Annotated in this window: 25 protein-coding genes, 1 other RNA gene and 1 pseudogene; 11 read left to right on the top strand and 16 right to left on the bottom strand. The window is 62.0% G+C overall.

Annotated elements, in window-relative coordinates; all coding sequences use genetic code 11:
- Positions 1 to 36 precede the first annotated feature (36 nt).
- The 5 genes from ACX36O_RS03455 (at position 37) to ACX36O_RS03435 (ending at position 5,213) form a co-directional block, all read left to right on the top strand.
- Entirely contained in the window at positions 37 to 1,074 is a 1,038-nt protein-coding gene (locus tag ACX36O_RS03455) for a sulfate ABC transporter substrate-binding protein (RefSeq protein ID WP_371687226.1), read from the top strand.
- A 142-nt stretch (positions 1,075 to 1,216) separates the two neighbouring features.
- Complete coding sequence (locus ACX36O_RS03450; protein WP_488360064.1) at positions 1,217 to 2,305, top strand: sulfate ABC transporter substrate-binding protein; 1,089 nt, start codon at positions 1,217 to 1,219, stop codon at positions 2,303 to 2,305.
- Between the two features lie 112 nt (positions 2,306 to 2,417).
- Positions 2,418 to 3,320, top strand: a complete 903-nt coding sequence (gene cysT / locus ACX36O_RS03445; protein WP_213359443.1) for a sulfate ABC transporter permease subunit CysT — start codon at positions 2,418 to 2,420, stop codon at positions 3,318 to 3,320.
- 15 nt (positions 3,321 to 3,335) lie between these two features.
- Entirely contained in the window at positions 3,336 to 4,163 is an 828-nt protein-coding gene (gene cysW, locus ACX36O_RS03440; RefSeq protein ID WP_488360063.1) for a sulfate ABC transporter permease subunit CysW, read from the top strand.
- Positions 4,164 to 4,181: 18 nt separating this feature from the next.
- Positions 4,182 to 5,213 (top strand): sulfate/molybdate ABC transporter ATP-binding protein, encoded by a 1,032-nt coding sequence (locus ACX36O_RS03435; RefSeq protein WP_213359437.1) that lies wholly within the window; start codon positions 4,182 to 4,184, stop codon positions 5,211 to 5,213.
- A 248-nt stretch (positions 5,214 to 5,461) separates the two neighbouring features.
- Here the strand turns inward: ACX36O_RS03435 and ACX36O_RS03430 are convergent, their stop codons facing one another.
- The gene (locus ACX36O_RS03430; protein WP_488360062.1) at positions 5,462 to 6,745 is read right to left on the bottom strand and encodes a phospholipase D-like domain-containing protein; all 1,284 of its coding nucleotides are present in this window, start codon (positions 6,743 to 6,745) and stop codon (positions 5,462 to 5,464) included.
- Between the two features lie 175 nt (positions 6,746 to 6,920).
- Here ACX36O_RS03430 and ACX36O_RS03425 point away from each other — a divergent pair, with 175 nt between their 5' ends.
- A complete protein-coding gene (locus ACX36O_RS03425) occupies positions 6,921 to 8,063 on the top strand; it encodes an iron-containing alcohol dehydrogenase (protein WP_488360061.1) in 1,143 nt (380 codons plus the stop codon).
- Positions 8,064 to 8,087: 24 nt separating this feature from the next.
- Here the strand turns inward: ACX36O_RS03425 and ACX36O_RS03420 are convergent, their stop codons facing one another.
- The gene (locus ACX36O_RS03420) at positions 8,088 to 9,005 is read right to left on the bottom strand and encodes a DMT family transporter (protein WP_213359423.1); all 918 of its coding nucleotides are present in this window, start codon (positions 9,003 to 9,005) and stop codon (positions 8,088 to 8,090) included.
- Positions 9,006 to 9,110: 105 nt separating this feature from the next.
- Positions 9,111 to 9,275: a hypothetical protein gene (locus ACX36O_RS03415; RefSeq protein ID WP_488360060.1), complete on the bottom strand. Its 165-nt coding sequence runs from the start codon at positions 9,273 to 9,275 to the stop codon at positions 9,111 to 9,113.
- Positions 9,276 to 9,430: 155 nt separating this feature from the next.
- Between ACX36O_RS03415 and ACX36O_RS03410 the strand changes: the two genes are divergently transcribed.
- Positions 9,431 to 9,667, top strand: coding sequence for a hypothetical protein (locus tag ACX36O_RS03410; RefSeq protein ID WP_488360059.1), 237 nt, complete (start codon positions 9,431 to 9,433; stop codon positions 9,665 to 9,667).
- Between the two features lie 12 nt (positions 9,668 to 9,679).
- On the opposite strand, the gene ACX36O_RS03405 is transcribed toward ACX36O_RS03410, so the two are convergent.
- From ACX36O_RS03405 to ACX36O_RS03355, 11 genes are all read right to left on the bottom strand, one after another.
- Positions 9,680 to 9,904, bottom strand: a complete 225-nt coding sequence (locus ACX36O_RS03405; RefSeq protein WP_488360058.1) for an N-acetyltransferase — start codon at positions 9,902 to 9,904, stop codon at positions 9,680 to 9,682.
- A gap of 274 nt (positions 9,905 to 10,178) precedes the next feature.
- The gene (locus tag ACX36O_RS03400) at positions 10,179 to 10,457 is read right to left on the bottom strand and encodes a type II toxin-antitoxin system TacA family antitoxin (protein ID WP_488360057.1); all 279 of its coding nucleotides are present in this window, start codon (positions 10,455 to 10,457) and stop codon (positions 10,179 to 10,181) included.
- Between the two features lie 200 nt (positions 10,458 to 10,657).
- Positions 10,658 to 10,975: a helix-turn-helix domain-containing protein gene (locus ACX36O_RS03395; protein ID WP_251708680.1), complete on the bottom strand. Its 318-nt coding sequence runs from the start codon at positions 10,973 to 10,975 to the stop codon at positions 10,658 to 10,660.
- Positions 10,972 to 11,343, bottom strand: a complete 372-nt coding sequence (locus tag ACX36O_RS03390; protein WP_285886656.1) for a type II toxin-antitoxin system RelE/ParE family toxin — start codon at positions 11,341 to 11,343, stop codon at positions 10,972 to 10,974. Before ACX36O_RS03390 ends, ACX36O_RS03395 begins: the two co-directional genes overlap by 4 nt.
- A gap of 69 nt (positions 11,344 to 11,412) precedes the next feature.
- Positions 11,413 to 13,791: a TOTE conflict system archaeo-eukaryotic primase domain-containing protein gene (locus ACX36O_RS03385; RefSeq protein WP_488360056.1), complete on the bottom strand. Its 2,379-nt coding sequence runs from the start codon at positions 13,789 to 13,791 to the stop codon at positions 11,413 to 11,415.
- Positions 13,788 to 14,840 carry a virulence RhuM family protein gene (locus ACX36O_RS03380; RefSeq protein ID WP_371698294.1) on the bottom strand — a complete coding sequence of 351 codons (1,053 nt, stop codon included), beginning with the start codon at positions 14,838 to 14,840 and terminating at the stop codon, positions 13,788 to 13,790. Before ACX36O_RS03380 ends, ACX36O_RS03385 begins: the two co-directional genes overlap by 4 nt.
- Before the next feature lies 1 nt (position 14,841).
- On the bottom strand, positions 14,842 to 15,243 hold the full coding sequence (locus tag ACX36O_RS03375) for a hypothetical protein (RefSeq protein WP_371698292.1): 402 nt from the start codon (positions 15,241 to 15,243) through the stop codon (positions 14,842 to 14,844).
- Positions 15,243 to 17,036 carry an ATP-dependent nuclease gene (locus ACX36O_RS03370; protein ID WP_488360055.1) on the bottom strand — a complete coding sequence of 598 codons (1,794 nt, stop codon included), beginning with the start codon at positions 17,034 to 17,036 and terminating at the stop codon, positions 15,243 to 15,245. The genes ACX36O_RS03375 and ACX36O_RS03370 overlap by 1 nt, the downstream gene beginning before the upstream one ends.
- A gap of 43 nt (positions 17,037 to 17,079) precedes the next feature.
- Positions 17,080 to 19,791 carry a DEAD/DEAH box helicase gene (locus ACX36O_RS03365; protein ID WP_488360054.1) on the bottom strand — a complete coding sequence of 904 codons (2,712 nt, stop codon included), beginning with the start codon at positions 19,789 to 19,791 and terminating at the stop codon, positions 17,080 to 17,082.
- A 3-nt stretch (positions 19,792 to 19,794) separates the two neighbouring features.
- Positions 19,795 to 21,414 carry a site-specific DNA-methyltransferase gene (locus ACX36O_RS03360; protein WP_488360053.1) on the bottom strand — a complete coding sequence of 540 codons (1,620 nt, stop codon included), beginning with the start codon at positions 21,412 to 21,414 and terminating at the stop codon, positions 19,795 to 19,797.
- A 13-nt stretch (positions 21,415 to 21,427) separates the two neighbouring features.
- Complete coding sequence (locus ACX36O_RS03355) at positions 21,428 to 21,646, bottom strand: helix-turn-helix domain-containing protein (protein ID WP_371698284.1); 219 nt, start codon at positions 21,644 to 21,646, stop codon at positions 21,428 to 21,430.
- A gap of 182 nt (positions 21,647 to 21,828) precedes the next feature.
- On the opposite strand from ACX36O_RS03355, the gene ACX36O_RS03350 reads away from it, so the two are divergent.
- From ACX36O_RS03350 to ACX36O_RS03335, 4 genes and pseudogenes are all read left to right on the top strand, one after another.
- A complete protein-coding gene (locus ACX36O_RS03350) occupies positions 21,829 to 22,032 on the top strand; it encodes a hypothetical protein (protein WP_488360052.1) in 204 nt (67 codons plus the stop codon).
- 11 nt (positions 22,033 to 22,043) lie between these two features.
- Positions 22,044 to 22,253 (top strand): hypothetical protein, encoded by a 210-nt coding sequence (locus tag ACX36O_RS03345; protein WP_488360051.1) that lies wholly within the window; start codon positions 22,044 to 22,046, stop codon positions 22,251 to 22,253.
- A 56-nt stretch (positions 22,254 to 22,309) separates the two neighbouring features.
- Positions 22,310 to 23,158: a recombinase family protein gene (locus ACX36O_RS03340; RefSeq protein WP_488360050.1), complete on the top strand. Its 849-nt coding sequence runs from the start codon at positions 22,310 to 22,312 to the stop codon at positions 23,156 to 23,158.
- 89 nt (positions 23,159 to 23,247) lie between these two features.
- Positions 23,248 to 23,606: pseudogene (locus tag ACX36O_RS03335) on the top strand (hypothetical protein).
- 18 nt (positions 23,607 to 23,624) lie between these two features.
- On the opposite strand, the gene ACX36O_RS03330 reads toward ACX36O_RS03335, so the two are convergent.
- Both ACX36O_RS03330 and ssrA read right to left on the bottom strand, forming a co-directional pair.
- Positions 23,625 to 24,287 carry a hypothetical protein gene (locus ACX36O_RS03330; protein WP_488360049.1) on the bottom strand — a complete coding sequence of 221 codons (663 nt, stop codon included), beginning with the start codon at positions 24,285 to 24,287 and terminating at the stop codon, positions 23,625 to 23,627.
- A gap of 36 nt (positions 24,288 to 24,323) precedes the next feature.
- Positions 24,324 to 24,710, bottom strand: a transfer-messenger RNA (tmRNA) gene (gene ssrA, locus ACX36O_RS03325).
- Positions 24,711 to 24,801: the final 91 nt, after the last annotated feature.

The following is a 24,801-nucleotide window of genomic DNA, read 5'->3' as shown; positions in this document are numbered from 1 at the left end:
GACTTTCAGTTTTATTGAAACCGAAAGGACATGGTCATGGATTTCTCCGCTTCCCGCACCGCACGCCGCCGCTGGCTCGCCTCCCTGACAACAATCGCCCTTGGCGTTGCAGCATTTCCTGCACAGGCACAGCCCGCCACCGTGCAGTTGCTCAATGTCAGCTATGACCCCACGCGCGAGTTGTATCAGGACATTAACCGAGCCTTCGCCGACAGTTACCGAAAAACCACCGGAGCCGGCGTCCAGGTCCGCCAATCCCATGGCGGCTCGGGCAAACAGGCGTTGTCGGTCATCCATGGCCTGAAGGCCGACGTCGTCACACTGGCGCTGGCAGGCGACATCGACCAGATTGCCCAGGCCGGCCTGTTGCCAGCCAACTGGCAAAAGCGGCTGCCGCAGAACAGCACGCCCTACCGCAGCACCATCGTGTTCCTGGTGCGCAAGGGCAATCCGAAAGGCATCCGCGACTGGGGTGACCTGGTCAAGCCCGGCATTTCGGTCATTACGCCCAATCCCAAGACCTCCGGCGGCGCCCGCTGGAACTATCTGGCCGCGTGGGGCTATGCCCTCAGGAAAACCGGCTCGCAGGAACAGGCGCGTGCCTTCGTCAGCCAGCTGTACAAACAGGTGCCGGTGCTCGATACCGGTGCGCGGGGTTCGCTCATCACGTTTACCCAGCGCGGCATCGGCGACGTGCTGCTGTCCTGGGAAAACGAGGCTTATCTGGCCCAGAAGGAACTTGGCAAGGGGCAGTACGACATCGTGACGCCCTCCGTCAGCATCCTGGCCGAACCGCCGGTTGCCGTGGTCGATCGCAACGTGGACGCCCACGGCACACGCCAGGTGGCCCAAGCCTATCTGCAGTTTCTGTACACCCCGGCAGCGCAGCATCTGATCGGCAAGCACTACTACCGCCCAGCCGATAGCAGCGTCGCCCGCAGCTATGCACACCAGTTCTCCAAGGTGCAACTGTTCACCATCAATGAGCTGTTCGGTGGCTGGGGCCAGGCACAAAAGACACACTTTGCCGACGGTGGCGTGTACGACCAGATTTTCGGCAAGGCACGGAAATGATCTTTATTCCATTTTGCAAATAAACAAACAACAACATATTCGTTTCCAAGTATGTAGCAAGTCCCTACCATGCTGACATTCCCTCGGCATGCACCGAGGCCGACTTTGCTACCCGCCTGCTGCTTTCAAGGACTCCCTTATCATGCACACCACTTTTCAACGCCGTCCGGTGATCACCTTCCTGGCAAGTTCCCTCGTCCTGCTGACCGCAGGCACGCTGGCCGGCTGCGGCAAGGGCACCCCCGCCACCGGCGCCAGCGCTGCTGCGGCAGCCGCTTCCGGCAGTGCCGACACCAGCAACCCGAACAAGCTGCTGAACGTCAGCTACGACGTGTCGCGCGAGTTCTACAAGGACATCAACGCCGCTTACCTGCCCATTGCCAACAAGAACGGCGGCAAGCTGGAGATTCAGCAATCGCACGGCGGCAGCAGCAAGCAGGTGCGTAGCGTGGCCGAGGGCCTGCAGGCCGATGTGGTCACCATGAACCAAGCCAGCGATATCGACTTCCTGGCCGGCAAAGGCCTGGTGGACAAGGACTGGGCGAAAAAATTCCCCGACAACGCCGTACCCAATACCTCGCTGTCCGTGATTCTGGTACGCAAGGGCAACCCCAAGCAGATCGCCGACTGGGCCGACCTGGGCAAGCCGGGCGTGCAGCCCATCATCCCCAACCCCAAGGTGACCGGCAATGGCCGCTATACCTGGGTGGCGATCTGGGGCGCAGCGCTCAAGTCCGGCCAGAACGAAGCGCAGGCCGCCGAGTTGACCGGCAAGGTGTTCGCGCAGGTGCCGGTGCTGGACGGCGGTGGCCGCGCCGCCACCACCACCTTTGCGCAACGCAATATCGGCGATGCGCTGGTCACTTTCGAAAGCGAAGTGCCGCTGATCCAGCGCGAGTTCGGTGACAACTTCCAGGTGGTCTACCCCAAATGGACGGTGCTGGCCGAGAACCCGGTTGCCATCGTCAACACCGTGGTCGACAAGAAAGGTTCGCGTGAAGCGGCCACCGCCTACCTGAACTGGCTGTGGTCGCCCGAAGCGCAGGAGATTGCTGCGAAGCACCACCTGCGTCCGCGCAACGCCGAAGTGCTGGCCAGACATGCCAAGGACTTCCCGCAACAGCAAACCTTCACCGTGGACGAGTTGTTCGGCGGCTGGAGCAAGGCGCTGCAGGTGCACTTCAGCGATGGCGGCACTTATGACAAGGCGATGGCGCAGCGCAAGAAGTAAACCCGACAGCGGCACCGCGTGCCGCACGGCGTGACCTTCGGGACAGCCAATCCACACGGTGACCCCACCTGACACGCCCTTCTTCTTTGCAACACCGCGCCCTCCACCTTCCATGAATTCCAGCCTGACGCTTTCCTCCCCTGCCGTGGCCAATACAACCCCAACCGGACGACGGACATCGCGCCCCTGGCGCAACCCGCTGCTGCGCAGCCACAGCGTGCTGCCCGGCTTCAACCTGTCGCTGGGCATTGCCGTGTTGTACCTGGGCCTGATCGTGCTGATTCCGCTGGCGGCGGTGTTCTTCAGCAGTGCGCAGCTGGGCTGGGAAGCGTTCTGGAGTGTTGCCACCGACGCGCAGGTGGTGGCCTCTTACAAGCTGACCTTCGGCGCGTCGTTCCTGGCGGCGCTGGCCAATGCCGCCGCCGGCCTGCTGGTGGCCTGGGTGCTGGTGCGCTATGAGTTTCCCGGCCGCCGCCTGCTCGATGCCATGGTCGACCTGCCGTTCGCCCTGCCCACCGCCGTGGCCGGCATTGCGCTGACCACGCTGTACGCCCCCAACGGCTGGATCGGCAGCCTGCTGCCCTTCAAGGTGAGCTACACCCCGCTGGGCGTGTGGGTGGCACTCACTTTCATCGGTCTGCCCTTCGTGGTGCGCACGGTGCAGCCGGTGCTGCAGGACCTGCCGCGCGAACAGGAAGAAGCCGCCGCCCTGCTCGGCGCCAGCCGCTGGCAGACCTTCCGCCACGTGCTGCTGCCCACGCTGCTGCCTGCCCTGCTCACCGGCTTTGCCCTAGCCTTTGCCCGTGCACTGGGCGAGTACGGCTCGGTCATTTTCATCGCCGGCAACATCCCGTTCCAGACCGAGATCACCTCCCTGCTGATTATCGGCAAGGTCGAGCAGCAGGACACCGCTGGCGCCGCCGCAATTGCCGTGGTCATGCTGGTGACCGCCTTCGTGCTGCTGCTGATCCTGAACCTGCTGCAAGCCTGGCAGCGCCGCCGCCTGCCCGCCTGAGCCCTGGGAAATACCATGTCCTCCTACGCTGCCTCTCCCACTACCGAGTCGCCCTGGCTGCGCCGCACGCTGATCGGCACCGCGCTGCTGTTCATGGCACTGTTCCTGCTGGTGCCGCTGCTCAGCATTTTTGTCGAGGCCTTCCGCCAGGGCCTGCAGGTGTACTGGGCTGCCATTACCGAGCCCGATGCGCTCTCGGCCATCAAGCTCACGCTGCTCGCCGCCGCCATCGCGCTGCCACTCAATGCCCTTTTCGGCATCGCCGTGGCCTGGGCCGTGACCAAGTTCGATTTCCGCGGCAAAAGCCTGCTGCTCACGCTGATCGACCTGCCGTTTTCCGTCTCGCCGGTGATTGCCGGCCTGGCACTGGTGCTGGTGTTCGGCGTCAATGCGGCGCTGGGTGGCTGGCTGGAGGCGCATGGCCTGCAGGTGATCTTCGCTGTGCCGGGCATCGTGCTGGCCACCGTCTTCGTCACCTTTCCCTTCGTGGCGCGCGAGCTGATTCCGCTGATGCAGGCCCAGGGCAGCGCGCAGGAAGAAGCGGCGCGCATCCTCGGCGCCAGCGGCTGGCAGATTTTCCGCCGCGTGACGCTGCCCAACATCAAGTGGGCACTGCTCTACGGCCTGATCCTGAGCAACGCCCGCGCCATGGGCGAATTCGGCGCCGTGTCCATCGTGTCCGGCCATATCCGCGGCCAGACCAACACCATGCCGCTGCACATCGAGGTGGTCTACAACGAATACCAGTTCGCCGCCGCCTTTGCCGTGTCCTCGCTACTGGCCCTGCTGGCCCTGGTCACGCTGGTACTGAAATACCTGGTCGAACGCCGCAGCCACGCCTGATCCTGACGAAAGCTCTCCATGCAGATCCGCATCCAGAACCTGAACAAGTCCTTCGGCCGCACCGTGGTGTGCGACAAGGTCAACCTGCAGATTGCCAGCGGCGAACTGCTTGCCCTGCTCGGCCCCTCCGGCTCCGGCAAGACCTCGCTGCTGCGCGTGCTGGCCGGGCTGGAACTGCCCGACAGCGGCAGCGTGCATTTCGATGAGCGCGACGTGACCTGGGCCGACGTGCGCAGCCGCAACATCGGCTTCGTGTTCCAGCACTATGCGCTGTTCGCCCACATGACGGTGGCGGACAACGTTGCCTTCGGCCTGACGGTGCTGCCTGCTTCGCAGCGCCCTTCGAAAAAGGAGATCGCCGAGCGCGTGGCCCATCTGCTGGAGAAAGTGCAGTTGGCCCCGCTGGCCAAGCGCTATCCGCACCAGCTCTCCGGTGGCCAGCGCCAGCGCGTGGCCCTGGCGCGGGCCCTCGCCACCCAGCCCAAGGTGCTGCTGCTGGACGAACCCTTCGGCGCACTCGATGCCAAGGTGCGCAAGGAACTGCGCCGCTGGCTGCGCCAGATCCACCACGACATGGGGGTGACCAGCATCTTCGTCACGCACGACCAGGAAGAGGCGCTAGAAGTGGCCGACCGCGTGGTGGTAATGAACGCCGGCCGCATCGAGCAAGTCGGCACGCCGAACGAGGTGTACGAGCACCCGGCCACGCCGTTCGTGATGGAGTTCCTCGGTGATGTGAACCCGCTGCACCCGCAGGGCAGCGCCACGCCCACCTACGTGCGCCCGCACCAGATCGAGGTGCTGCCGGCTCAGCCCGGTTCCCTCGCCCCACAGGATGGCATTGCCGCGGTCTGGAAACAGACGCAGGTGGTCGGTCCCTACACCTATATGGAGTTCGAACGCAGCGACAGCGCCCAGCTGATCGACGTGCAACTCACGCGCAGCGAGCATGAACAGCTGGCGCGCCGCATGGCCTTCGACGCCGGCACGCCGGTGTGGCTGCGGCCGACACGCATCACGGAGTTTGTCGAGGCGGGCGCCGGAATCTGACGCGATCCTTGTCGCTTGCGCGGGCATGCGCAAGCATCCGGACGGCGTCGGCCGGCCGCCGTAACAGGTGCACGAACCCGAGCCAGCTTCTATAATGCGCAACGCGGTCTTGGTATCGCGTTTATCGGTCCTTCGGTAGCCCGCAAGACCACGCTGCTCTCCGTCATCGGCACCGTGCACCGGCGCCACCCCTGCGTGCGGTACGTGCAGTGTGGCTGCGCGCATGAGCAACAGCCCTCTACCAGGCCTTACAGCTGCGACTTGATCGGCAACACGAAGCGTTCAATCAGCTTTTCCTTCAGCGGCCGGTTCAACCAGTCCTGGTGGGTGTAGGGGCGCGAGTGCTTCAGGTCCTCCTCGAACACGCCCGTCATCTTCGCCGCAAATCCTTTGTCGTACACATTCAGGCTAGCTTCATCGTTCAGGCGGAAAGAGCGCGAGTCGAAGTTGGTCGATCCCACCGACACCAGTTCCCGGTCCACGATCAGCAGCTTGTTGTGCATCATCGTCGGCAGGTATTCGTGGATTTCCACGCCCTGCTCCAGCAGTGGCCCCCACGACGCCTTGGACGCCAGCCGCACCGTGTCCGAATCGATATGCTCGCCCGGCACCAGCACGCGCACGCGTACCCCGCGCTTGCGCGCCTCCTGCAATGATTTGATGATGAGCTCATCGGGAACAAAGTACGCAGCCTCCAGGTCGATACTGCGATCGGCTGCTGCAATCGCCATCAAATACATCAGGTGCATGCTCTCGCTGCCGCCGGAGGGCGAGCTGATGAACATGTGGGCATCCATCTCGCCCGCCACCGCCGTCGCCGGAAAATAGGCCTCGCCGTTCAGCACCTCGCCAGTGGCCTTGATCCAGTTGTCATTGAAGGCCGCCTGGAATTGCGTGACTGCCGGCCCGCGCAACTCGAAGTGCATATCGCGCCAGTGCTCCGGATCCTGCGCCTGCCCTTCCCACTGGTCGGCAATGCCGACGCCACCCGTGAAGGCTACCTGCCCGTCCACAATCAGCAGCTTGCGGTGCGTGCGGTTGTTCATGCGTGCGAGGTTGTACCAGTGCAGCGGGCGGTAGCGGTGCACCTTGACGCCCGCCTGCTGCATCAGGTCGAGCAGATCCTGTTCCATTTTCAGGCTGCCGACCCAGTCCAGCAGCACGTTCACGCGCACGCCGGCCCTGGCGCGTTCGGCCAGCAGTTCCGCCATCTTGCGGCCGATATCGCCGGACCAGTAGATATAGGTTTCGAAATTGATGGTGTGCCGGGCAGCGCCGATCGCCGCCAGCATGGCGGGGAAGATTTCGGCACCGTTCTGCAGATCACGCACCTGGTTGCCGGGCACGATGGCGGGGCCCAGCAACACGCCCATTTCGCGCCGGAACTGGGGATCAGACAGCACATAGCGATGTGCCAGCTTGCGCTCCAGTTTCTTTTCGGGCGTGGCAAAGTTCAGTGCCAGCACCCCGGCAAGCAGGGTCAGGACAATGGTGACAATGACGGCCCAGAACACTTTGCGTTTTTTCCACATGGCGAGGTGGCTGAAGGGATTTGCAGCGCAGTGTATGCCCGTCCGGCAAGCGGGTGTGTCGGAAAATATCCCGATGTAACGTAGATTGCCACATAGGGAAGTTGCGGAGGAGGATCAGGGCGGAAGCGGCTTACAGTGGCTTTCCCGAGCGCTTATCCGTTTTTTGCTGCCCCCCATGGCCCTGATCCAGTACATCACCCACATCCACCTGGCGCATGGCGCCCTATCCGAGCTCCCCGCCGAAATCGCCCGCATCGGCATGCACAAGCCACTGATCGTGACCGATCCCGGCGTGCGCGCCGCGGGCCTGCTCGACAAGGTGGAAGCCGTTCTGCGAGAGCAGCCATTTGCCGTGTTCGACCAGGTCAGCTCCAACCCCACCGAGGCCTCGGTGCTCGCCGGCACCGAGATGGCACGCACCCAGGGCTGCGACAGCCTGATCGCCGTCGGCGGCGGCTCGGCCATCGACTGTGCCAAGGGCATTGCCATTGCGGCCACGCACACCGGCCCGCTCACGCACTACGCCACCATCGAAGGCGGCTCGCCCCGCATTACCGACGCGGTGCTGCCGCTCATTGCCATCCCCACCACCAGCGGCACCGGCAGCGAAGTGGCGCGCGGCGCCATCCTGATCGTGCAGGACGGGCGCAAGCTGGGCTTTCATTCCTGGCATCTGGTGCCGCGTTCGGCCATTTGCGATCCCGCCCTCACGCTCGGCCTGCCGCCAGCACTGACGGCGGCGACCGGCATGGATGCGATTGCCCACTGCATCGAGACATTTCTCGCGCCCGCCTTCAATCCTGCGGCCGACGGCATTGCGCTGGAAGGCTTGCGTCGGGGCTGGTCACACATCGTGCGCGCTACCAGCGACGGGCTGGATCAGGATGCGCGCCTGAACATGATGACGGCCTCGATCCACGGCGCGCTGGCATTCCAGAAGGGGCTGGGCTGCGTGCATTCGCTCAGTCACAGTCTAGGCGGTATCAATCCGGGACTGCATCATGGCACGCTCAACGCGATCTTCCTGCCGGCAGTGGTGCGCTTCAACAGCACGGCGGAGTCCGTGCGCAACGAAAATCGCCTGGATCGGCTGGCCCAGGCGATGGGCCTGGCCAACGGCGATGCCGTCGCGCCGGCGCTTGCCGCCATGGTGCATACACTCCAGCTGCCGGCCGGACTGGCGGCACTGGGCGTGGCGCCAAGCCAGTTCGATGCCATCATCACCCACGCTCTGGCCGACCATTGCCACAAGACCAATCCGCGCGAAGCCAGCGCGCAGGATTACCGACAGATGCTGCAGGAATCGATACAGTTGTGAGTGCGCTTGCAGCCAGTGCGTGGCTCAGCCCCTGGTGAAGGCGCGCGGCAGCCAGGCCTGCCCGTTGACCAGCAGGATGCCCAGCAGCACCAGCACAGCGCCGAGCACAAAGCCCGGCTCGAGCGGGTCATTCAGCAGCCATACGCCCAGCGCGACGCCAAACAGCGGCGTCATGAACGAGAACACCCCGAGGCGCGAAGCCAGGTACTTGCGCAGCAGCCAGAACCACACCAGGTAGCTGGCAAACGACACCAGAATCCCCTGGAACAGCACACTGCCCCAGGCCAGCGGCGTATGGTGAATGGTGCCCAGCCCCATCAGCAGGCTGGCCGGCAACAGCACGACGAAGGCGCCCACCAGCTGGTACTGCAGCGTGCGTGTAGCCGGTGCATTGGCCAGACTGGTCAGGCGCACCGCCACGGTCGTGCCCGCCCAGCCCATGGCGCCCAGCACCACCAGAAAGTCGCCCAGCAGGCTCGCGCCATTTCCCGCCGCGTTGGCACCGCGCCAGAGAAACGCCAGCGCCACTCCGGCGAATGCCAGCAGGATGCCCACCCACTGCACCCGATTGAGCCGCTCCGACGGCAAACGCCAATGCAGGGCCAGGGCCACGAAAATGGGCGCGGTGTAGAGAAACACCGCCGCATGGGAAGCCGTGGTGTGCCGGATCCCCTCCGCCACGAACAGAAACTCCACCGCAAACAACAGCCCGACCAGCAGGCCGGGCTTCAGGTCACGTCCGCCAAGATCCAGCCGTTCGCCGCGCCAGCGCATCAGCAGCCAGACCAGCACTGCCGACATGCCCGAGCGCAGCGCCACCTGCATCATCGGCGTGATATCCACCGCTGCCGCCTTGAGCAGCACCTGCTGCAAGGCCCAGATCGAGCAGAGCAGCAGCATCAGGCCGGCGGCCTGGGTATCAATCGGTTTGCGTGGATCCATGGGGGGCTGTCAGAGCGATGCGTGAAAAATCGAACACGCATCATAGCCTGCAGCCGGTACCGACAGGGTCGGCTTCAAAAGCAACCCTGTCACTGATTACGCATTTCAGACCGGCGCGTTGCCGTCGGGCGGTATCGCCACATCGGTATCTGGGGAGGTCTTGGTCTTGTCCTTCTTGCAGCACAGGGACGGGCACATCGCCCTGCATTCGTCGCGGAAGACATACCCGACTGCCGCCAGCACGGCGGCGAGGATGGTGAGCTTCTTCATGGTCGTTTCTCCTTTGGGAAACAGGGAATGGATCATCCATTGTCCCGGTCTGAGCAAAACCTTCCCGTCGGCATTGGGACTTGGCGTTTGTAGGCCCAGGCCTTTTCTCGCCGCGGGCGCGGCTATTGGGACAAGGGCCGCTACCTCGAAGGCAGGTGATCGAAGGCTCCTACGTCCCGGCCCTCACGCCCGACGCCATGAGCGAGCGTGGCTGGACCAAGGAACACCTCGTGCAGTTCTTCCGCACCGGCATGGCACCCCAGGGCTCGATGACCTTCCGCATGTACCCCGTGCTGGAACACTCCACCTCGCGCATGCCCGAAGCATACTTGAAGGCCATGGCCGGCCATGCACCGGTACGCCAAGCGCTGTGTGCAACAAGAAAGGCTTGACCGCCCCCTCTGTCAGCCCAATAGTTCCTTCAGATCCTTGAGCATCAGGAACAGGTGATAGGGATCCGTCGGGCTGGGCTCGAATTCCCACGACGCGTACCAGCGCCGCGCCGCATCATCCTTCGCATGCACCAACAGGCAACGAATTCCCGCAATATCGGCGGCCTGGGCCGCACGCAGCAGCGCATCCTTCAGCAAGGCCTGGCCCAATGCTTTGCGCTGATGCTCCTTGTCCACCGCCAGCCGTGCCAGATCATGACCGGAACCGGATGGCGTGCAAGCCCCTTCATCACGCGTGCAGGGGCAGTATGCGGATCAACGCTGCCAACGGCGAGACTGTAGAAGCCAACCACCACCTCCCCTTGACAGCAAACGCACGTCTGCGCGCTACTGGCTTTCTGGTTCACCAAGGCATAGCGCTGCAGAAACTGGTTCAGTGCAGCCTGCCCACAATCGAAAGCATCGACCTGATCCGTTGCAAGCAGTTTACGAACGGGCGCGTAGCCGTGACTCAATCAAGTACCCCGGGCTCACGCAGCAATTTCTTCAGACGCGGCTTGGCCGCAACCGGGCGATCCAGCGCTTCGTGGAACGCAGCCCAACCTGCTTCATCAAGCACGAACTGGCGACGATCCGCCAGCGTCTGCGCAGCCGCCGTCACCCCGGCATCCAGCAGAAATTCGCTGACGCTCTTGTGATAGGCACGTGCCGCATCCTGCAGCAGCTGTTTGACTGGGGCACTTGCGCGCACGTCGATGCGTTCGGTCTTGGAAAAATTCAGGGTGCTCATGATGTCCCTCCGCAATGGCATGGGGCCCCTAGACTATATTTGTCCGGACATTGTCATGACAAGCTCTTTTCCAGAAAACAAAAGGCCTCCGCCGATTTTCAGCGGAGGCCTTTGAATGTATGGTGGCGGACGGACGCCGGTTCAATTCCGTCTCCGTCGCTTGAATAGCAATGCAGCGGGCGTGAGCGGCAATGGGCGGATCAAAGAACCGCTTCCAGTCCCTTGCGCTCGAGGATGTCCAGCAGCTTTTGCGACGGACCGCTGGGGCGCTTGTCGCCCACCTCCCACTTGCGGACAGTGGACGTGCTGGTGTTCAGCACGCTGGCCAGCACGGCCTGACTCAGGTGCAATCGCTCGCGCAGCGCCTTGACCTTTTCGGCGTCGTAGTCCCGCACCGGTTCCAGGCACAGCGCGTCGTATTTCTGCATCTTGCGCTTGTCGATGAATCCCAGGCGATGCAGATCGCTGGCCGATTCGTGAACGGCCTCGAGGATGCGACTCTTGGTCTTGGTGGTCATTGGCAAATCTCCTGCAAAGCGCCGTCGGCAACGGCTTCATCCAGTTGCGGGCCTGTTCGAGCCAGCAGGTCGGCGGCGATGGTCTGCAAGCCTTCGAGTTCCTCGTCGCTGACGTTCGCCCGTTCGTTCTTCTCGAAGCCGAACACGAAAAACCAACGGTTGCCCTTGTTGGTGGCGACCAGCGTGCGCACGCCGCCACGCTTGCCACGCCCCGCCAACCCGACGCGTTTCTTCACCACGCTGCCGCCGAGGTCAGCGTCGATCAGGCCGGCCGCCATCTCCTGAACGGCCCTGCACAGGACGGCATCGGTGAGCTCCGTCTTGCGCATCCATCGTTGGAAGTGGCGAGTTTTGAATACTCGCGTCATTGGAAATATTGTGCCACCGAGTGGCATAGATTGTCTACACGGCTGTTCAGGCACCCTGCCCAGCCGACATCACCATTCGAAACGGCCTACGGACGGCGCACCCGAATCGACGCGATACCCCATCGCCCGATAGCCACGCTGGCGCTTGTCCCACATCCGCAGCAAGGCCGGATGCCCCGTGTCGACGAAGTCGATGATGCGCACGTCGGTCTTGCTGGCGTGTTCCCGGTGCAGGCGCCCGGCGTATTGCTGCAGCGTGCCTTTCCACGAGACGGGCATCGCCAGCACCAAGGTGTCCAGTGGTGGATGGTCGAAGCCTTCGCCAACCAGCTTGCCGGTGGCCAGCAGCACGCGCGGCGCGTCCGGCGACAAGGCATCGAGCGCGGCGATCAACGCGGCGCGCTGCTTTTTTGACATCCGGCCGTGCAACACGAACGGCTCCGGCACCTGATCGGCCAACGCGGCGCGAATGGCGTCGATGTGCTCGGTGCGTTCGGTCAGCGCCAGCACCTTGCGGCCTTGCCGGAAGGCGTTGGTGATCGCACTGGCGATGGCTGCCGTGCGGGCCGCGTCTTGTGCCAGATGCCGGAACACATCCTGGATGCCCGCCTCCGCTGGCAGAGCGATCAGCGACTCGATGAACTGCGGCATCACCGCCAGATCGTGCGGCGCGTCAAGCGGCTGCGCCGCCTTGTGCCGGATCGGTCCGCATTGCATGAAGATGATGGGCTGTTGCCCGTCGCGGCGAATCGGCGTTGCCGTCAGGCCGACCACGTGTTTCGCCCCTGCACGCCGCAGGATGGCATCGAAGGACGCCGCGCCGACATGGTGGCATTCGTCCACGATCACCTGTCCATAGCTTTCCACCAGTGGATCGACCTCGCCTTGACGCGAAAGCGATTGCATCACCGCGATGTCGATCTGGCTGGTGGGCCTGTTCTTGCCGCCGCCGATGACGCCGATCACATCCTTGCCTGCATCCAGGAATGCGGCAAGGCGCACCTGCCACTGCTTGAGCAGTTCCGTGCGGTGCACCAGAACCAAGGTGTTGACGCCGCGCCGGGCGATGATCGCTGCGGCCGTCACCGTTTTGCCGAAGGCCGTTGGCGCGCACAGCACACCAGCATCGTGACCCAGCATCGCCGCCACGGCGGCTTCCTGGTCTGGGCGCAGCGTGCCGCTGAAGCCAACGGCGATGGGTGTTCCGGCGTGGCGCTCATCGCGCTGGTCGAGGCGAATGCCGTTGTCCGCCAACAGGTCACGCGCGGCGTCGAAACACCCGCGCGGCAGCGCGATGTGCTGCGGAAAATTTTCGGCGCAGCCGATGATGCGCGGCTTGTCCCACACCGACATCCGCATCGCCTGCGCCCGATAGAACTCCGGATTCTGAAAGGCTGCCAGTCGGATCAGGCGATTGGCCAGCGCCTGCGGCAGTTGCGCCTTCTCGAAATAGATCTGATTGGCCAGGATGACGGTCAGCGATTTGGGCATCAGACCGGCCAGCTTGGCTGGCTTGTTTTCCCGCTTCCACGGCGTGGCCAGATCCTCGTCGTCGATGAAGGTCACGTCCAGCGGATGCGCGCCGCCCGTGGCGCGCAGGATGGTCGGTTCGATGTCGTGCGCTGGCATCCGCGCAACGGATGCGAGAAACGTCCACTGGTCGGGATACGGCTGCAGACTGGCATCCACGAATACGCTGAACCCCCGCTCGCGCGGATGCTTCTGCAAGGGCAAGGCAATCAGATTGCCAAAGCCGCCCTTGGGCATCGTGTCCTGATTCGGGAACAGCCGGTCGTAGGACGTCAGTTGTAGTTGGCGGGTGCGCGTGCAGGCGTGGCTGATGATGGCCGTACCCAGACGACGCGCATCGCGCGCCGATACCGCACCGGCGAAGAACACCCAGGCGTGCGCGCCCTGGCCGGAGCGGGATATCTCCAGCGCCGCCGACACGCCCAGTTCGGTGCAAGACTGGCTGAAGGCCTGGGCATCCTCGCGCCAATCAGCCTCATCGAAATCGACGGCCAGGAAATGGCAGGTGTCGCCTTCCAGCAGCGGATAGACGCCGATGGTGTGTTCACCGGCCAGATGGTCGTAGATCACCGCATCGGTCAGCGGCTGCAAGACGCGGTGAGCGCAGTCGCCACACTTGATGCGCGGCTTTTCGCAGACGCCCGCTCGCCACTCGTTGGCGCAGGCCGGGGCGTAGCCAGACTTGCCGCTGGTCTTGCCTTCCCAGCGGATCGGATACACATCCGTGCGACCACGAAACAACGTTCGGAACAGTGCCACCTTCTCAGCAGTGGACAACCGGGATAGTTCTGACTCCTGCACGGCAACAACTGGCTGTGCCGGCACCCGCCATTCGATTCCGTGAGATTCGAGCAGCGCGATCAGGCGCGCGTTCTCGGCTCGCAATCCAGATAGTTCATCGCAATCCAGCACCCTCATTTCCTTGTCTTGTCGGGCTTCGGTAATGCCTTTGCTGCTGCCTCCAAGGCTCGTACATTGACCTCGGCCCCTTCCGCCTCAAGGAATGCCCGACGCTGAGCTGCAAACTGCTCGTACTCGCCCTCTGCATGGGCGTCGGCTTGTTTCTTGGAAACCCGGCCCGCACCATCCAATACGTTGCGATCGTTGAACTTCAAAAATGCATCAAGTTTTCCGGCCCAATCCTTGAGAAATACTTCTTTCCGCCGCCGCGCCTGATCTTCTGCGAAGTCCAGCCACATCGTGACGATGCGATTAAGCTCGTTGATCTCTGGTTCGTGCAGGTAGTTTTTGGCCACAGTCACGTCGGCCTTCTGTACGCTGCCCGATTTCCAGGTGGTCAGGCCCATGTTCGGACGGTTGCTGTCAGCGCGCTCGGCAATCAGCTCGGCGGCGGTCTTGCCGGTCACGGCGAAGTGCAGCTTGTTCTGGATGAATCGGAAGAATTTGGTGGTTTCCGGCAGCGATGGAGAATAGTCTGCCGCCATCGCAAAAATCTCGCGCACGCGCAGGTACATCCGGCGCTCGCTGGCCCGGATGTCGCGGATGCGATCCAGCAACTCGTCGAAGCGGTCCGGTACCGCCGAGCCAGCGACGGGCGGGCTTTTCAGGCGTTCATCATCCAGGGTGAAACCCTTGACCAGATACTCGCGCAGCCGTTCGGTGGCCCAGCGACGAAACTGCGTACCGCGCGGCGAGCGGACCCGGTAGCCCACGGCCAGGATAGCGTCGAGATTGTAGAATTTCACCGTGCGCCGGACCTGCCGATCTCCCTCCGACCGAACTTGTAAGTAACTCTTACAGGTTGCCTCAGTGGCAATTTCCCCTTCCGAGTAGAGCGCCTTGAGGTGCAGCGTAATGTTCTGCGGTGAGGTCTGAAACAGCTCTGCCATCATGGCCTGAGACAGCCAAAGGGTATCCTCAGCGAAACGGCATTCGACCCGGGTGCGACCGTCCTCGGTTTCGTAAAGTAAGAATTCTCCGGGGTTAGGTGCTTGTATTTCGGTCATATCAGGGCCACATCCGCTTTCGCATCACGTACGGCCTGTCTGCCCAGGCAAACTGGAAGAACTCCTTCATATCAGGTACGTCAGGCATACCCGACCTGCCAGCAGGGCTTGCTTTCCAGGCACTATCACACAGTGAATCGATCACTTCGCGCAGGGCAGCGATCAATGTCACCAGCGCATAGATGGCATGCCGAGCCGCCGAATCCAGTTCCGAAGCGCGAGTGAACAAGCGAGCGACATCCATCTGCTGTTGATTCATATCACTGATCAGGCTGGCAGCGGCGTCACCGAAGGCTGCGGATGCCAGCTGTCCGTTCAACTCAGCACGTTTGCGCTGACCCGGCGTGGCTTGGGCCAGTAGCCCCTCTTGCTCCAAAAGAAACCAAGTGGCGCTGAAGACCATCAAACTGCCCTCCCGGGATTCAGGAAAGCGGGAAGTGGGCTGCCGAGCGGCGCATCGGGAGCACCAGTCTTGCTGGCGAGCGCCAACGCCTCGCAGAACTTGGCCTTCAGCGCTGTGAGTTTGTCACCCGTCAGGCCACCTGATTCAAGCTCACGGAGGACCTGCACTGGCTTTTGGTCATTGCGCCCCGGCAATGCCTTGCCAAGGAAGGACTCCATATGCGTCGGGATGAACACGGCTGGCGCAAGGCGATGCTGCCCAGTCTGATTGCGCAGCATTTCGTTGACCGCCTTGTGGTGCTGCTTGTCCAGATCGTCGTCAAGCATCAGACCGTAGGGAATGCCGAACTGCTCCAGCAGCGCCGTGTAGCGGTGGAAGTTGAACTTGCCCATCACATCGACCACGACGATGCGGTATCGGGTCAGTTCATGCCAGTCCCGCGCCAGCAGCCAACCGAACAGCGCTTTTTCCGTGGCCCCTTCGACCAGCAGAACGCGATCGGCAAAGAACATCGAGGCGCGTTCGGAATCCAGCCACAACTGATACCGGAAGCGTTCCTCCTGTGTGGCGATTTCCTCATCGGGTTGCGCTGCTTTCAGGAGATCCCGGGCATCCTTCTTCTGATCGTCATGAATTGCAGTGTCATTCACAAAGCCTTCCAAGCACTTCCGAAACGCCAGCCCTTCTGCAAAGACGTCCTTGGCGATCACCCTACCGATCTGCCCCAAGGCCGTGATTCCACCTTCGCGCCGCGCCCGGACGATCTGGCAAAGATCATCGGCTACCTTGCCAACAAAAATTGGAGAGTGACTGGTGATGACAACCTGCTGTCCAGCTCCCGCACCCAGGCGGCGCAGGTGGAAAGCCATGTTTTCCTGCTGGGCCGGATGCAGGAAGGCTTCTGGTTCCTCAAACAGAATCAGCGTGAAGTCCGGATCAAATTCTTTCTTCTCGCTTGTTTTGGTGTCCGCGAATGACGGCGCGAGTTTGATCAGCTCATATAAAAATGAGCGTTGGAAACCGTGCCCATAGCGATCCAGCGCAAACGCGGTATCGCCCAGCATGGCATCGGCAAACGCGTGCTTGACCAGATTTTTTGTGATGTCATCCGGCGATACTGCATTGACCGACATATCAAAGCGCACGCCCCAGTGGCCGATGGCTTCGTTGATCGGTTTTGCGATTTTGGCAAGGAAACCATCGTCGCCACGGGCCTCTTCATTGAGTTTGCCGAAAGCTTCCTCCACAGCCTTATAGGCCACGCTTTCCGACACCACACGCTTGAGCATGAAATTGAGCATGTCGCGCAGCGGTGACGGGCCGGAGGTTTTCATCTGATCGGCGGCCGTCGTCTGCGCAGGGATGTAGATGACGCGCCCCACCTTGGCCGTGCCGATATTCTTGGCACCGTAAAAATAAGAATCTTCCGGCTCACCTTTGACCAAACCATAGATGTTGCTCTGATTTGCCTTGACGCGATCCTTAGAAACAAAGTAGCGCCGCACCGTCAGGGTCTGGTCCGTCACACCCTCCTTGTACTTGTCCGCCAGGCTGATCCATTCCGCATCGGTCAGCGCAAATGCCAATTCGATCCAAGTCTCGTCGGAACTCTTGCCCACTTTGGGAACGTCCTCGGCGGACCATTTGACGTCTTCGTAAAACGCCCGCAGCGCCGCCAGTACATTACTTTTGCCTGCGTTGTTGGCACCGACGATCATCGTATAGTCGTGAATCTCAATGTCCGCCTCGATAATCGAGCGGAAATTGTGAATGCGCAGGCGGCGTAGCTTCATCAGATGCTCCTGATTTGGATTTTCTGCGTGCTGGTTTTCGGTTTCACTTCAGCACCTCCTCAACCCAATCCCAGCGCTTGTCCTTGACCATCACGAATCGGCAACGGCCTTCCGACAGATTGGCCCACAGGCCACCGATCAAACGATCATCTTCAGCACCGTTCCAGCGATCAGCCCCCTTGTACTCCACCGCCAAAATCACTCCGGGCTTGTCTGCACTGCCTGGCAACTGGCACAGAAAGTCCGGGTAGAAACGGCCATCTGCCTTCTGCAAGAAGAAGGAACTGCCTTCGCGCCGAACCAGGTTGCGCACCCAGAACTGGATACGGCCCTGCTGCGCCCACATATCCAACTGGCAGGCGCATTCGAACTCTTCCTTGCTGTCGAAGTCGCCCATCCGTCCGTAGAAGTGCTTGCGGAAATCGAAGTGCCCGAAGCGCCCGTCGTAGTCACGGCTGGGCGCGTAGGCCTGGGCGTGGAACTCGAAGGCGTATTGATCGGTCACCGCCACGCGCGTGGCCGCATCGTCACCAAATAGTGCCTGCTGGAAAGCCTTGCCGACGGCCTGCTTGCGCAGTTCACGAATGCGCGCCTCGACCAGATTGCGGATCAAGAACTTCTGCAAGTTGGCGCGTGCCAGCGTGAAGCCTTCCCGGCGCAGCAAATCGGTGAGCCACGCGGCGACAAACGTCTGCTTGCTGGCGTGGGTCAGCGACGGCTCGGGCAGGTTGCGGCACAGCCAGGTGGCAATGCGGACTTCATCCCAGTTTTCTGGTTGATAGACGAGGCCCAGATCGCGCTGCAAATCGGGCAAGAAGCGCGACACCACGTGACCGCCAGCATCGATGTCGATCTCGCCACCTTCCGACACTTTCAGCGCCGCACCCAATGCGGTCAGGTCGTCGGCTGTCGGTGCAGCATCGTAGGGCGAAAGGTCCCATGGATACTCCAGCACCTCCGGGTCATCAAACAGCGCCAATTCACCTTGACTGCCCTGCACGCGCAAGGCCAGTTGGGGCACACGGAAGCGCTCGCCCAATTCGGCGGGTGTCTGGAAGAATTCAATCGCTGTGGTGCGGCTGACTTCGGCGGCCTCCACAATGGCCGCTGCCGCTGTTTCGGAGGTCACCGAGGCCTTGAGCACCTCGGCTTCATCTTCGGTCAGTGGGGTGCTGATCGTCAGGGTGTTGAGCTTGCCGTCCCAGCTGACCTTGTCACGCACCGGCTTCGGTACGCTCTTCAGGTCGGGCTTTTCGGATAACGTAATCGCAACTGGCCGAACGATGACGCGCCCGGCGTGGCCCTCCAGGTCCAGCCGTGCCTGCTCTGCCTTGGCGGCAGTAACGAACTCCGTGACTTCGCGCCGCTCGAAACCCGCACCGGCTACCAGACGGTCGCGCAAAGCACCCGCCGTTTCGGCAAAGTTGCGCGACACCACAAAGGCGTAGGACTGGTTCAAGGCCTTCGCCTGACGATGGCTGGCACCGGGCTGCCGCAGCACGCGCCCCAGCAACTGCTCCACCGCCGTGGCCGATGACAGCGAAGCCATGCTCACCAGAATGTAGGCAAAGGGGCAGTCCCAGCCCTCGGCCAGCGCCTTCTGGGTGATGACAAACTTCACCGGGCAGGTCGGGTCGGCTATGCCCAGCTTGTAATCGGCGTCGATCTGCTCCAGCCCTTTTTCTTCGCCCGTGGCCACCACAATTTCGCTGGCCGGGATGCCGTGGTTGGTGATCAGCTCGTTCTTCACCTTCTCGAAATCCAGCGTCTCGATTCCGGCGCGGCGTGGTTCCGACTGAATCAATACCAGCGGGCGCAAATACGCAGCCCCGGCACGTCGTTCCTCATCGGCCAACTTGTGCAAGGCATCGCGTCGACCAATGGCATCGGCCAGGCACTGTTGCCAGTTCGGCTCGGTTTCCAGGACAACGGGCAGCTTGATCATTTCCTCCGCCTTCAACTCGGCGGCGGACACGCTGTGCAGCACATTGCTGGGTGTCCGCTCTAGGTCGGGTGTGGCGGTTAGCTCCATCACGCCGCTGGGGCGGAAGCGCGCCAGCATGTCAAAAGCCAGTTCGGTGCGGCTGTTGTGCGCCTCGTCCACCACCACGAACGGTCGGCGCAGACGCAACACGTTGGCCAGCGAATACGGGGTCGTGCGCTCGCTGCCCTCACCATCGGTCAGCAATTCATCACGCTGGCTGGGGGACAGATTGTCGAAGTGGTGCATCAGCGCGCCGCTGGACTGGTACACCTTGCGGCACTCTTCGTCTTCCACCTGAAACGCCTGCCGCGTGGCAACGATGACGGTAGTCGAGGTATCCAACGTGGCGCGGGTGACGCTCTTGGCTTCCTCCAAATCCAGCACCGTGATCGGGCCAGCCTCGCGCAGTGCGGCGTGATACGGGTGACTGCGATCCTTCAGCGCCTTGATGGTCTGCTCACGAATCGGCTTGCTGGGCACCAGCCACAGAATCACGCTGTGTTCGCAGCGCAGCAGGTGGGTGTTGACTCGTGCCACGCTCTTGGCCGCCAACCAGGTCTTGCCGCCACCGGTGGGTACGCGCAAGCAGAAGTACGGCATGTCAGCCGGAAAGCCAGACAGCGGGTTGTAAGACAAACCGCGCCCCCACAGGCGTTCGGTGGTGGCGGTGAAGGCAATTGACGGTGACGGCAGTTCGTGGCAGGCCTTGAAATAGGCTTCCACGCTGTCGAGCACTTGCTGTTGATAGATTTTCGGTGCGAATCCGGACATGGCTTACACCTCCAACGCGTAAGGGGTTTGCTTGAAGGTGACGCCCTCGCGTGCAGCGCGGGCACCCATGCGGTTGGCGGCGGCGTAGATCACTTTCGGGCCAGCGAATTTAGGCAACACCTCAAACACCGGGCCGGTCAGCACATTGCCACCGCCCACAGATTTGTCCTTGAGGATGCCGTTGTAGAGCAGATAGATGGCACGGCCCTCGTGCACGCCCAGTAGCGGCGAATCAGCAGTGCCAGTGAAGCCTGTGCCGGTTTCGGCGAACCAGACAAATTCGGCCAGTTGCGCGAACTTCACATCGCTGCGGATTTGGCCGTCGGCGTCGAACAGCGGTTCGGCAGACAGGCGGCAGAACTGGAAGCCGCCGCCGAGGCCCTCTACTGTTTGGCCTTTGGCGTTACTGTAGCCCTCAGCCACCCGTTTAACACGCTCGCGGGTGACGTCCTGGGCGATGTTTTCATCCATTTCCACCAGGATGAAGCGGCGATTGCCGCCGTCCTCGTCGTTTTGTTTCAGTACGGCGTGGGCCGTGGTTCCAGAGCCTGCGAAGCTGTCGAGGATCAGCGATTCTTTGTCGGTGGCAATTTGCAGAACGCGCTGAATGAGCAAAGACGGCTTTGGCGTTGCAAAATCTGAGACAGAAGGAATGTCGTGCAGGACTTCGCGCAGTTCTTTACGCGAACCATCCGTGTGGCCAGCAAATTCGTGCGGCCACAGCGTTTGCGGCACCACCCCATCATTGCGGAGCAAGTGTTTGTAGCGCTTATAGGCAGGCACTTTGCCCTTGCCGTCCTTGCCCCAGTAGATCAAACCCTCTGCCACATGGCGTTGGTGTTCCTCTTGCGAGTAGGCCCAGACACGGGTGCGTTTGGGCCAGATTTCCTCGCCCGTATTGGGGTTGGTGACTGGGTAGTACAGATTGGGGCGCTCTTCGGCTGTCTTGGCGCATGTGTAGTCGCTACTGCGAAATTGACCCTTCTGGTCTTCAAATTTGTACTGACTGTCTTTTTCCTCCCCACGAGGAAGCAGATTGCGCTGCCAACTCGGGGAGCGCTGATAGACCAGCACAAAGTCGTGCATTGGAGCAATGGTTTTGTGGTCGTTAGCTACTGCGTACTTCTTTTGCCAGATAACTGTGCCCACAAAATTACGGGCTTCAAAAATCTCATCCATCAACAACCGTAGCGTCGCCACCTCGTTGTCATCGATGGACACAAAGATCGCACCGTCCTCACGCAGAAACTGCTTCAGCAGCACCAAGCGCGGGTACATCATCGACAGCCAGCGGTCGTGCCGATCCAGCGTCTCGCCTTCCTTGCCGACCACTTCGCCCAGCCAGCGGCGAATCTCCGGGCTGTTGACGTTGTCGTTGTAAACCCAGCCTTCGTTGCCGGTGTTGTACGGCGGGTCGATGTAGATGCATTTGACCTGCCCGGCGTAACGCGGCAGCAGTGCTTTCAGTGCGTGCAGGTTGTCGCCCTGAACGATGAGGTTGCCCGAGTCTTTGCCTTGCGCCGGGCCGCAGGAAAGATCGGCCACCGGCTCCAGCAGTCGAAACGGCACGTCCTTGTGGTGTTTAACGACGGCTTCTTTGCCGATCCAGTTCAATGTTGGCATTCAGCCCATCCCCTCAAGCTTTGCGCGATGGCGCTTGGCCATCGCTGCGTTGTTCTTCATCTGCGCCCCCGGCGCGCACCCAGTCATCGACCTCAGACACCTGGAATTTCCACAGCCGCCCAACCCGGTGCGCGGGCAGGTTCTTGCGGTCGATCCAGCGGTAGATCGAGTCGCGCGTCACGCCCAGATGCTCGGCAATCTGGTCCACGGACACCCAAGGTTCAGCAGTCATCGCAGCACTCCGGCAGCAGGGGTTCGGGTGGCATAAAGTCGGTTTGAATAGCAAAGGTTGCAATTTATCAGGTTGAATGCCTCCAGACGAGGGAGTGATGCTGTGGGCATGATCTTTTTCTTGGCTTCCTGATCGTTCAGCGCGTGAATGGTGACGTCATCCACCAACCAAGGAGCCCCGCGATGAACACCCAGCCCACCGCCCTCGATGCCTATCTCGCCCGCGCCGCTGCCATCCACATCAAGTTGGCCCGGCTGCAGCAACTGGCCGACGACCACTTCGACCACGACCCGGACGCCATCCACTGGGGCCACGTCGGTGACCTCGGGCGGGTCGATCAGGCGCTGGATGACCTGCTGGCGATCTTCGACAGCCAGGCCAACTGAGGGAGGCGTCGATGGACACACTGCCCAAACTCTCCCCAGCGCAAAACCTGCTATTGCGCACCGCTGGCCGCCGTGCCGATGGGCGCGTCAGACCGCCCGACACCCTGCGTGGCGGTGGGCGTGCCAAGGTGCTGACCGCACTACTGCAGCGGGGTTGGATTGAGCCTGCAGGTGATGACCTGGTGCTGACGGACGCGGGCTACGCAGCCATCGGACAGTAGCGCCCCGCACCGGCGAGCGCATCCGCGACAAGATTGCGGCGTCGAAGAAGAAAGGGATGTGGATGGGCGGACCGCTACCGCTGGGCTACGACGTGGTCGAGCGCAAGCTCGTCGTCAACGAGAAAGAAGCGGCGCTGGTACGGCGCATCTTCAACGACTTCGTGAACGTCGGCTCCACCACGTCGATGGCAAAAACCTACGCCGCCGAAGGGCTGTTGAGCAAGGTGGGCAAGCCGTTGACCAAGCAGACGATGTACAAGCTGCTGCACAACCGGATGTACCTGGGCGAGATCAATCACCGGGGCCAGAGCTATCCCGGCGAGCATCAGGCCCTGATCACGCAGGCGCAGTGGGATGCCGTCCACGCGCTGATCGAAACGGACGCACGGCAACGCAAGTGGGTGGCGCGCGGCGAGGTCGAACCCTTGCTGTCGGGGCTGCTGTTCACCGACGACGGCGAGAAGCTGATGCCGACCTACACCAACAAGAAAGGCAAACGGTACGCCTACTACACGCCGGTGCTGCACCGGCGCATGGGTGCTTGGGCCAGTCGGCACGGGTCGTTGCCCGCCGAACCCATCGAAGCACTGGTTATCGAGCAGATCGTGATGGCGCTGCAGGCCCCGCACATCGTGCAGCGGGTTGTGGATCGGATGCACGTCATTCGACCTGACCTGGACGAGCCCCAGGTGGTGCTGCCGATGCGCAACCTCGCGGCGATGTGGCCCACGCTCTATCCCGCCGAGCAGCGGCGGCTGGCGCAGTTGCTGATCGAGCGGGTGGTGCTGGGTGATGCCGGGCTGGAAATCGTCTGGCGTGACCTTGGTTGGCAGGATCTGGCGATGGATCTGCTGCCCGGCACCGTCGGCGCGGAGTTGCAGGAACTGGAAGCGGAGGCGGAGTGAAGAACAAACCCAAGATCGAGGCCACCGGGTTGGCGGTAAGACGCGAGCGGCGCGACGGCGATGAAATCCGGCTGACGACCTTCATCCCGATGAAGATCAGGAAGCGTGGCGGCCGGGCCGTGGTGGTGCGGCCTGCGGTGGCGCAGGTGCAGGCCAAGACGGCCGCCGTGCACGACCAGCCCTTGCTGACGGCGCTGTCACGGGCGTTCTACTGGCAGCAATTGCTCGACGACGGCGTGGTCGAAACCGGCAGTGAGATCGCCAAGCGCGAAGGCTTGCACCATTCCACGGTCAACGAACTGCTGCGGCTGACGCTACTGGAGCCGGACATCGTGAAGGCGATCTATGCCGGGCAGCAGCCCCGGTGCATGAGCCTGCTGTGGTTCCAGCGCAACCCGTTGCCGGTGGACTGGCGCAACGTGCGGTGGTGGCGCGGTTCGATGCGTAACCAGGATCGTCGTTCGCTTCAATCGCTGGATGCGGGCAGCCACTTGATGCCTGCCACACCCAGGTTTTTCTGGCTGATGTGATCACTGAGGATGGGCACGAGGGTCTGCACGTTGGTATCAAAGCTCTGCCGCCACATGGCTTGCAGCTTCTTCAATGCGTTTTCGTTCCGGTAGATGCTGCCGTCCCAGTCGATGACCATCATCGCCACGTCACCGTCGTCCGCCAGCATGCACAGCAGGGCGTCATCAGCGTCCTTGTCGAGCGAGGTCTTGAGTTCGTCCTCGTAGTCGGCCAAAACTTCCACGTACAGATCGATGCTCAGTGGGCTCTGCCCAGATAGGGCTGACTGCAGATCAGCAGCGATTTTCTTTTTGCTTGTCATCGTCGACATTTTCGCCGCCAGGATCCTGCTTGCTCGCAGCCGACCAAATGGGCCACCCAGTGGGAGGTCGTGGCGCGGTTCGATGTTTAACCGGCGGGCGCGGTTGACAGCGAACCAGGGCGCGTAAGTGGTTGATTTTTTGGGCTTCAGGCTGCGACTACCCGCAAGCCAAACAGAGACAGAGACGACTCTGAGCGGGAAAAGTGCCCGAAAAACGCCGATTTTGGAGCCGAGCGGCAGGATGGCTTCCGCAAGCCCTTCGGCCGGAACCCCACGTGGCGCGGGGATTTCAGGCAAGAAAAAGGGCCCGGAGACTATCCGAGCCCTTGTAGATGGTGGAGCTGGCGGGATTTGAACCCGCGTCCACAAGCCTTCTTCGTCCGGTTCTACATGCGTAGCCAGCTGATTTGATCTCGCCCGTCATGCCGCGCAGTGGCACGCTGCACAACAGGCCAGTCCCCTTAGGTCTCGCCACACGTCAAGGAACACGACGCATGGCCAGTCAATGTGAATTAACCTTGCAGCCGGGATCGGTCAGCTTGCGCCAACCAACCCTTGCCCAGCCCATTGACCGACTGTTGCAAGGCCCGCTGGATTAAGCAGCGAGTGCGAAACGTTCGTCGTTTGCAGTTACTTTTTTGAATCGAGATTAACGAGCGTGACCCAAGCTCGACATGCTCCGCAACGCTTCCGAACCCATGTCGAAACCAATGCAGCCCCAAGAGCGTGAATTGTACGTGACACTGTCGCTGCTGTCATCCCCGCCCTGACAGTTGCTTGCAAGCCTTGCATTCTGTCATCAAGCAGCGCA

Source organism: Brachymonas sp. KE5 (assembly GCF_057773645.1).
Note: the sequence above shows the minus strand (reverse complement) of the source record. Positions and strands in the feature narration are given on the sequence as shown.

Excerpts from the sequence above, each read along its gene's own strand:
- ACX36O_RS03455 (WP_371687226.1), top strand. The coding sequence starts at position 37 with ATGGATTTCTCCGCTTCCCGCACCGCACGCCGCCGCTGGCTCGCCTCC.
- ACX36O_RS03450 (WP_488360064.1), top strand. The coding sequence starts at position 1,217 with ATGCACACCACTTTTCAACGCCGTCCGGTGATCACCTTCCTGGCAAGT.
- cysT (WP_213359443.1), top strand. The coding sequence starts at position 2,418 with ATGAATTCCAGCCTGACGCTTTCCTCCCCTGCCGTGGCCAATACAACC.
- cysW (WP_488360063.1), top strand. The coding sequence starts at position 3,336 with ATGTCCTCCTACGCTGCCTCTCCCACTACCGAGTCGCCCTGGCTGCGC.
- ACX36O_RS03435 (WP_213359437.1), top strand. The coding sequence starts at position 4,182 with ATGCAGATCCGCATCCAGAACCTGAACAAGTCCTTCGGCCGCACCGTG.
- ACX36O_RS03430 (WP_488360062.1), bottom strand. The coding sequence starts at position 6,745 with ATGTGGAAAAAACGCAAAGTGTTCTGGGCCGTCATTGTCACCATTGTC.
- ACX36O_RS03425 (WP_488360061.1), top strand. The coding sequence starts at position 6,921 with ATGGCCCTGATCCAGTACATCACCCACATCCACCTGGCGCATGGCGCC.
- ACX36O_RS03420 (WP_213359423.1), bottom strand. The coding sequence starts at position 9,005 with ATGGATCCACGCAAACCGATTGATACCCAGGCCGCCGGCCTGATGCTG.
- ACX36O_RS03415 (WP_488360060.1), bottom strand. The coding sequence starts at position 9,275 with ATGAAGAAGCTCACCATCCTCGCCGCCGTGCTGGCGGCAGTCGGGTAT.
- ACX36O_RS03400 (WP_488360057.1), bottom strand. The coding sequence starts at position 10,457 with ATGAGCACCCTGAATTTTTCCAAGACCGAACGCATCGACGTGCGCGCA.
- ACX36O_RS03395 (WP_251708680.1), bottom strand. The coding sequence starts at position 10,975 with ATGACCACCAAGACCAAGAGTCGCATCCTCGAGGCCGTTCACGAATCG.
- ACX36O_RS03390 (WP_285886656.1), bottom strand. The coding sequence starts at position 11,343 with ATGACGCGAGTATTCAAAACTCGCCACTTCCAACGATGGATGCGCAAG.
- ACX36O_RS03385 (WP_488360056.1), bottom strand. The coding sequence starts at position 13,791 with ATGAGGGTGCTGGATTGCGATGAACTATCTGGATTGCGAGCCGAGAAC.
- ACX36O_RS03380 (WP_371698294.1), bottom strand. The coding sequence starts at position 14,840 with ATGACCGAAATACAAGCACCTAACCCCGGAGAATTCTTACTTTACGAA.
- ACX36O_RS03375 (WP_371698292.1), bottom strand. The coding sequence starts at position 15,243 with ATGGTCTTCAGCGCCACTTGGTTTCTTTTGGAGCAAGAGGGGCTACTG.
- ACX36O_RS03370 (WP_488360055.1), bottom strand. The coding sequence starts at position 17,036 with ATGAAGCTACGCCGCCTGCGCATTCACAATTTCCGCTCGATTATCGAG.
- ACX36O_RS03365 (WP_488360054.1), bottom strand. The coding sequence starts at position 19,791 with ATGTCCGGATTCGCACCGAAAATCTATCAACAGCAAGTGCTCGACAGC.
- ACX36O_RS03360 (WP_488360053.1), bottom strand. The coding sequence starts at position 21,414 with ATGCCAACATTGAACTGGATCGGCAAAGAAGCCGTCGTTAAACACCAC.
- ACX36O_RS03355 (WP_371698284.1), bottom strand. The coding sequence starts at position 21,646 with ATGACTGCTGAACCTTGGGTGTCCGTGGACCAGATTGCCGAGCATCTG.
- ACX36O_RS03350 (WP_488360052.1), top strand. The coding sequence starts at position 21,829 with ATGAACACCCAGCCCACCGCCCTCGATGCCTATCTCGCCCGCGCCGCT.
- ACX36O_RS03345 (WP_488360051.1), top strand. The coding sequence starts at position 22,044 with ATGGACACACTGCCCAAACTCTCCCCAGCGCAAAACCTGCTATTGCGC.
- ACX36O_RS03340 (WP_488360050.1), top strand. The coding sequence starts at position 22,310 with ATGTGGATGGGCGGACCGCTACCGCTGGGCTACGACGTGGTCGAGCGC.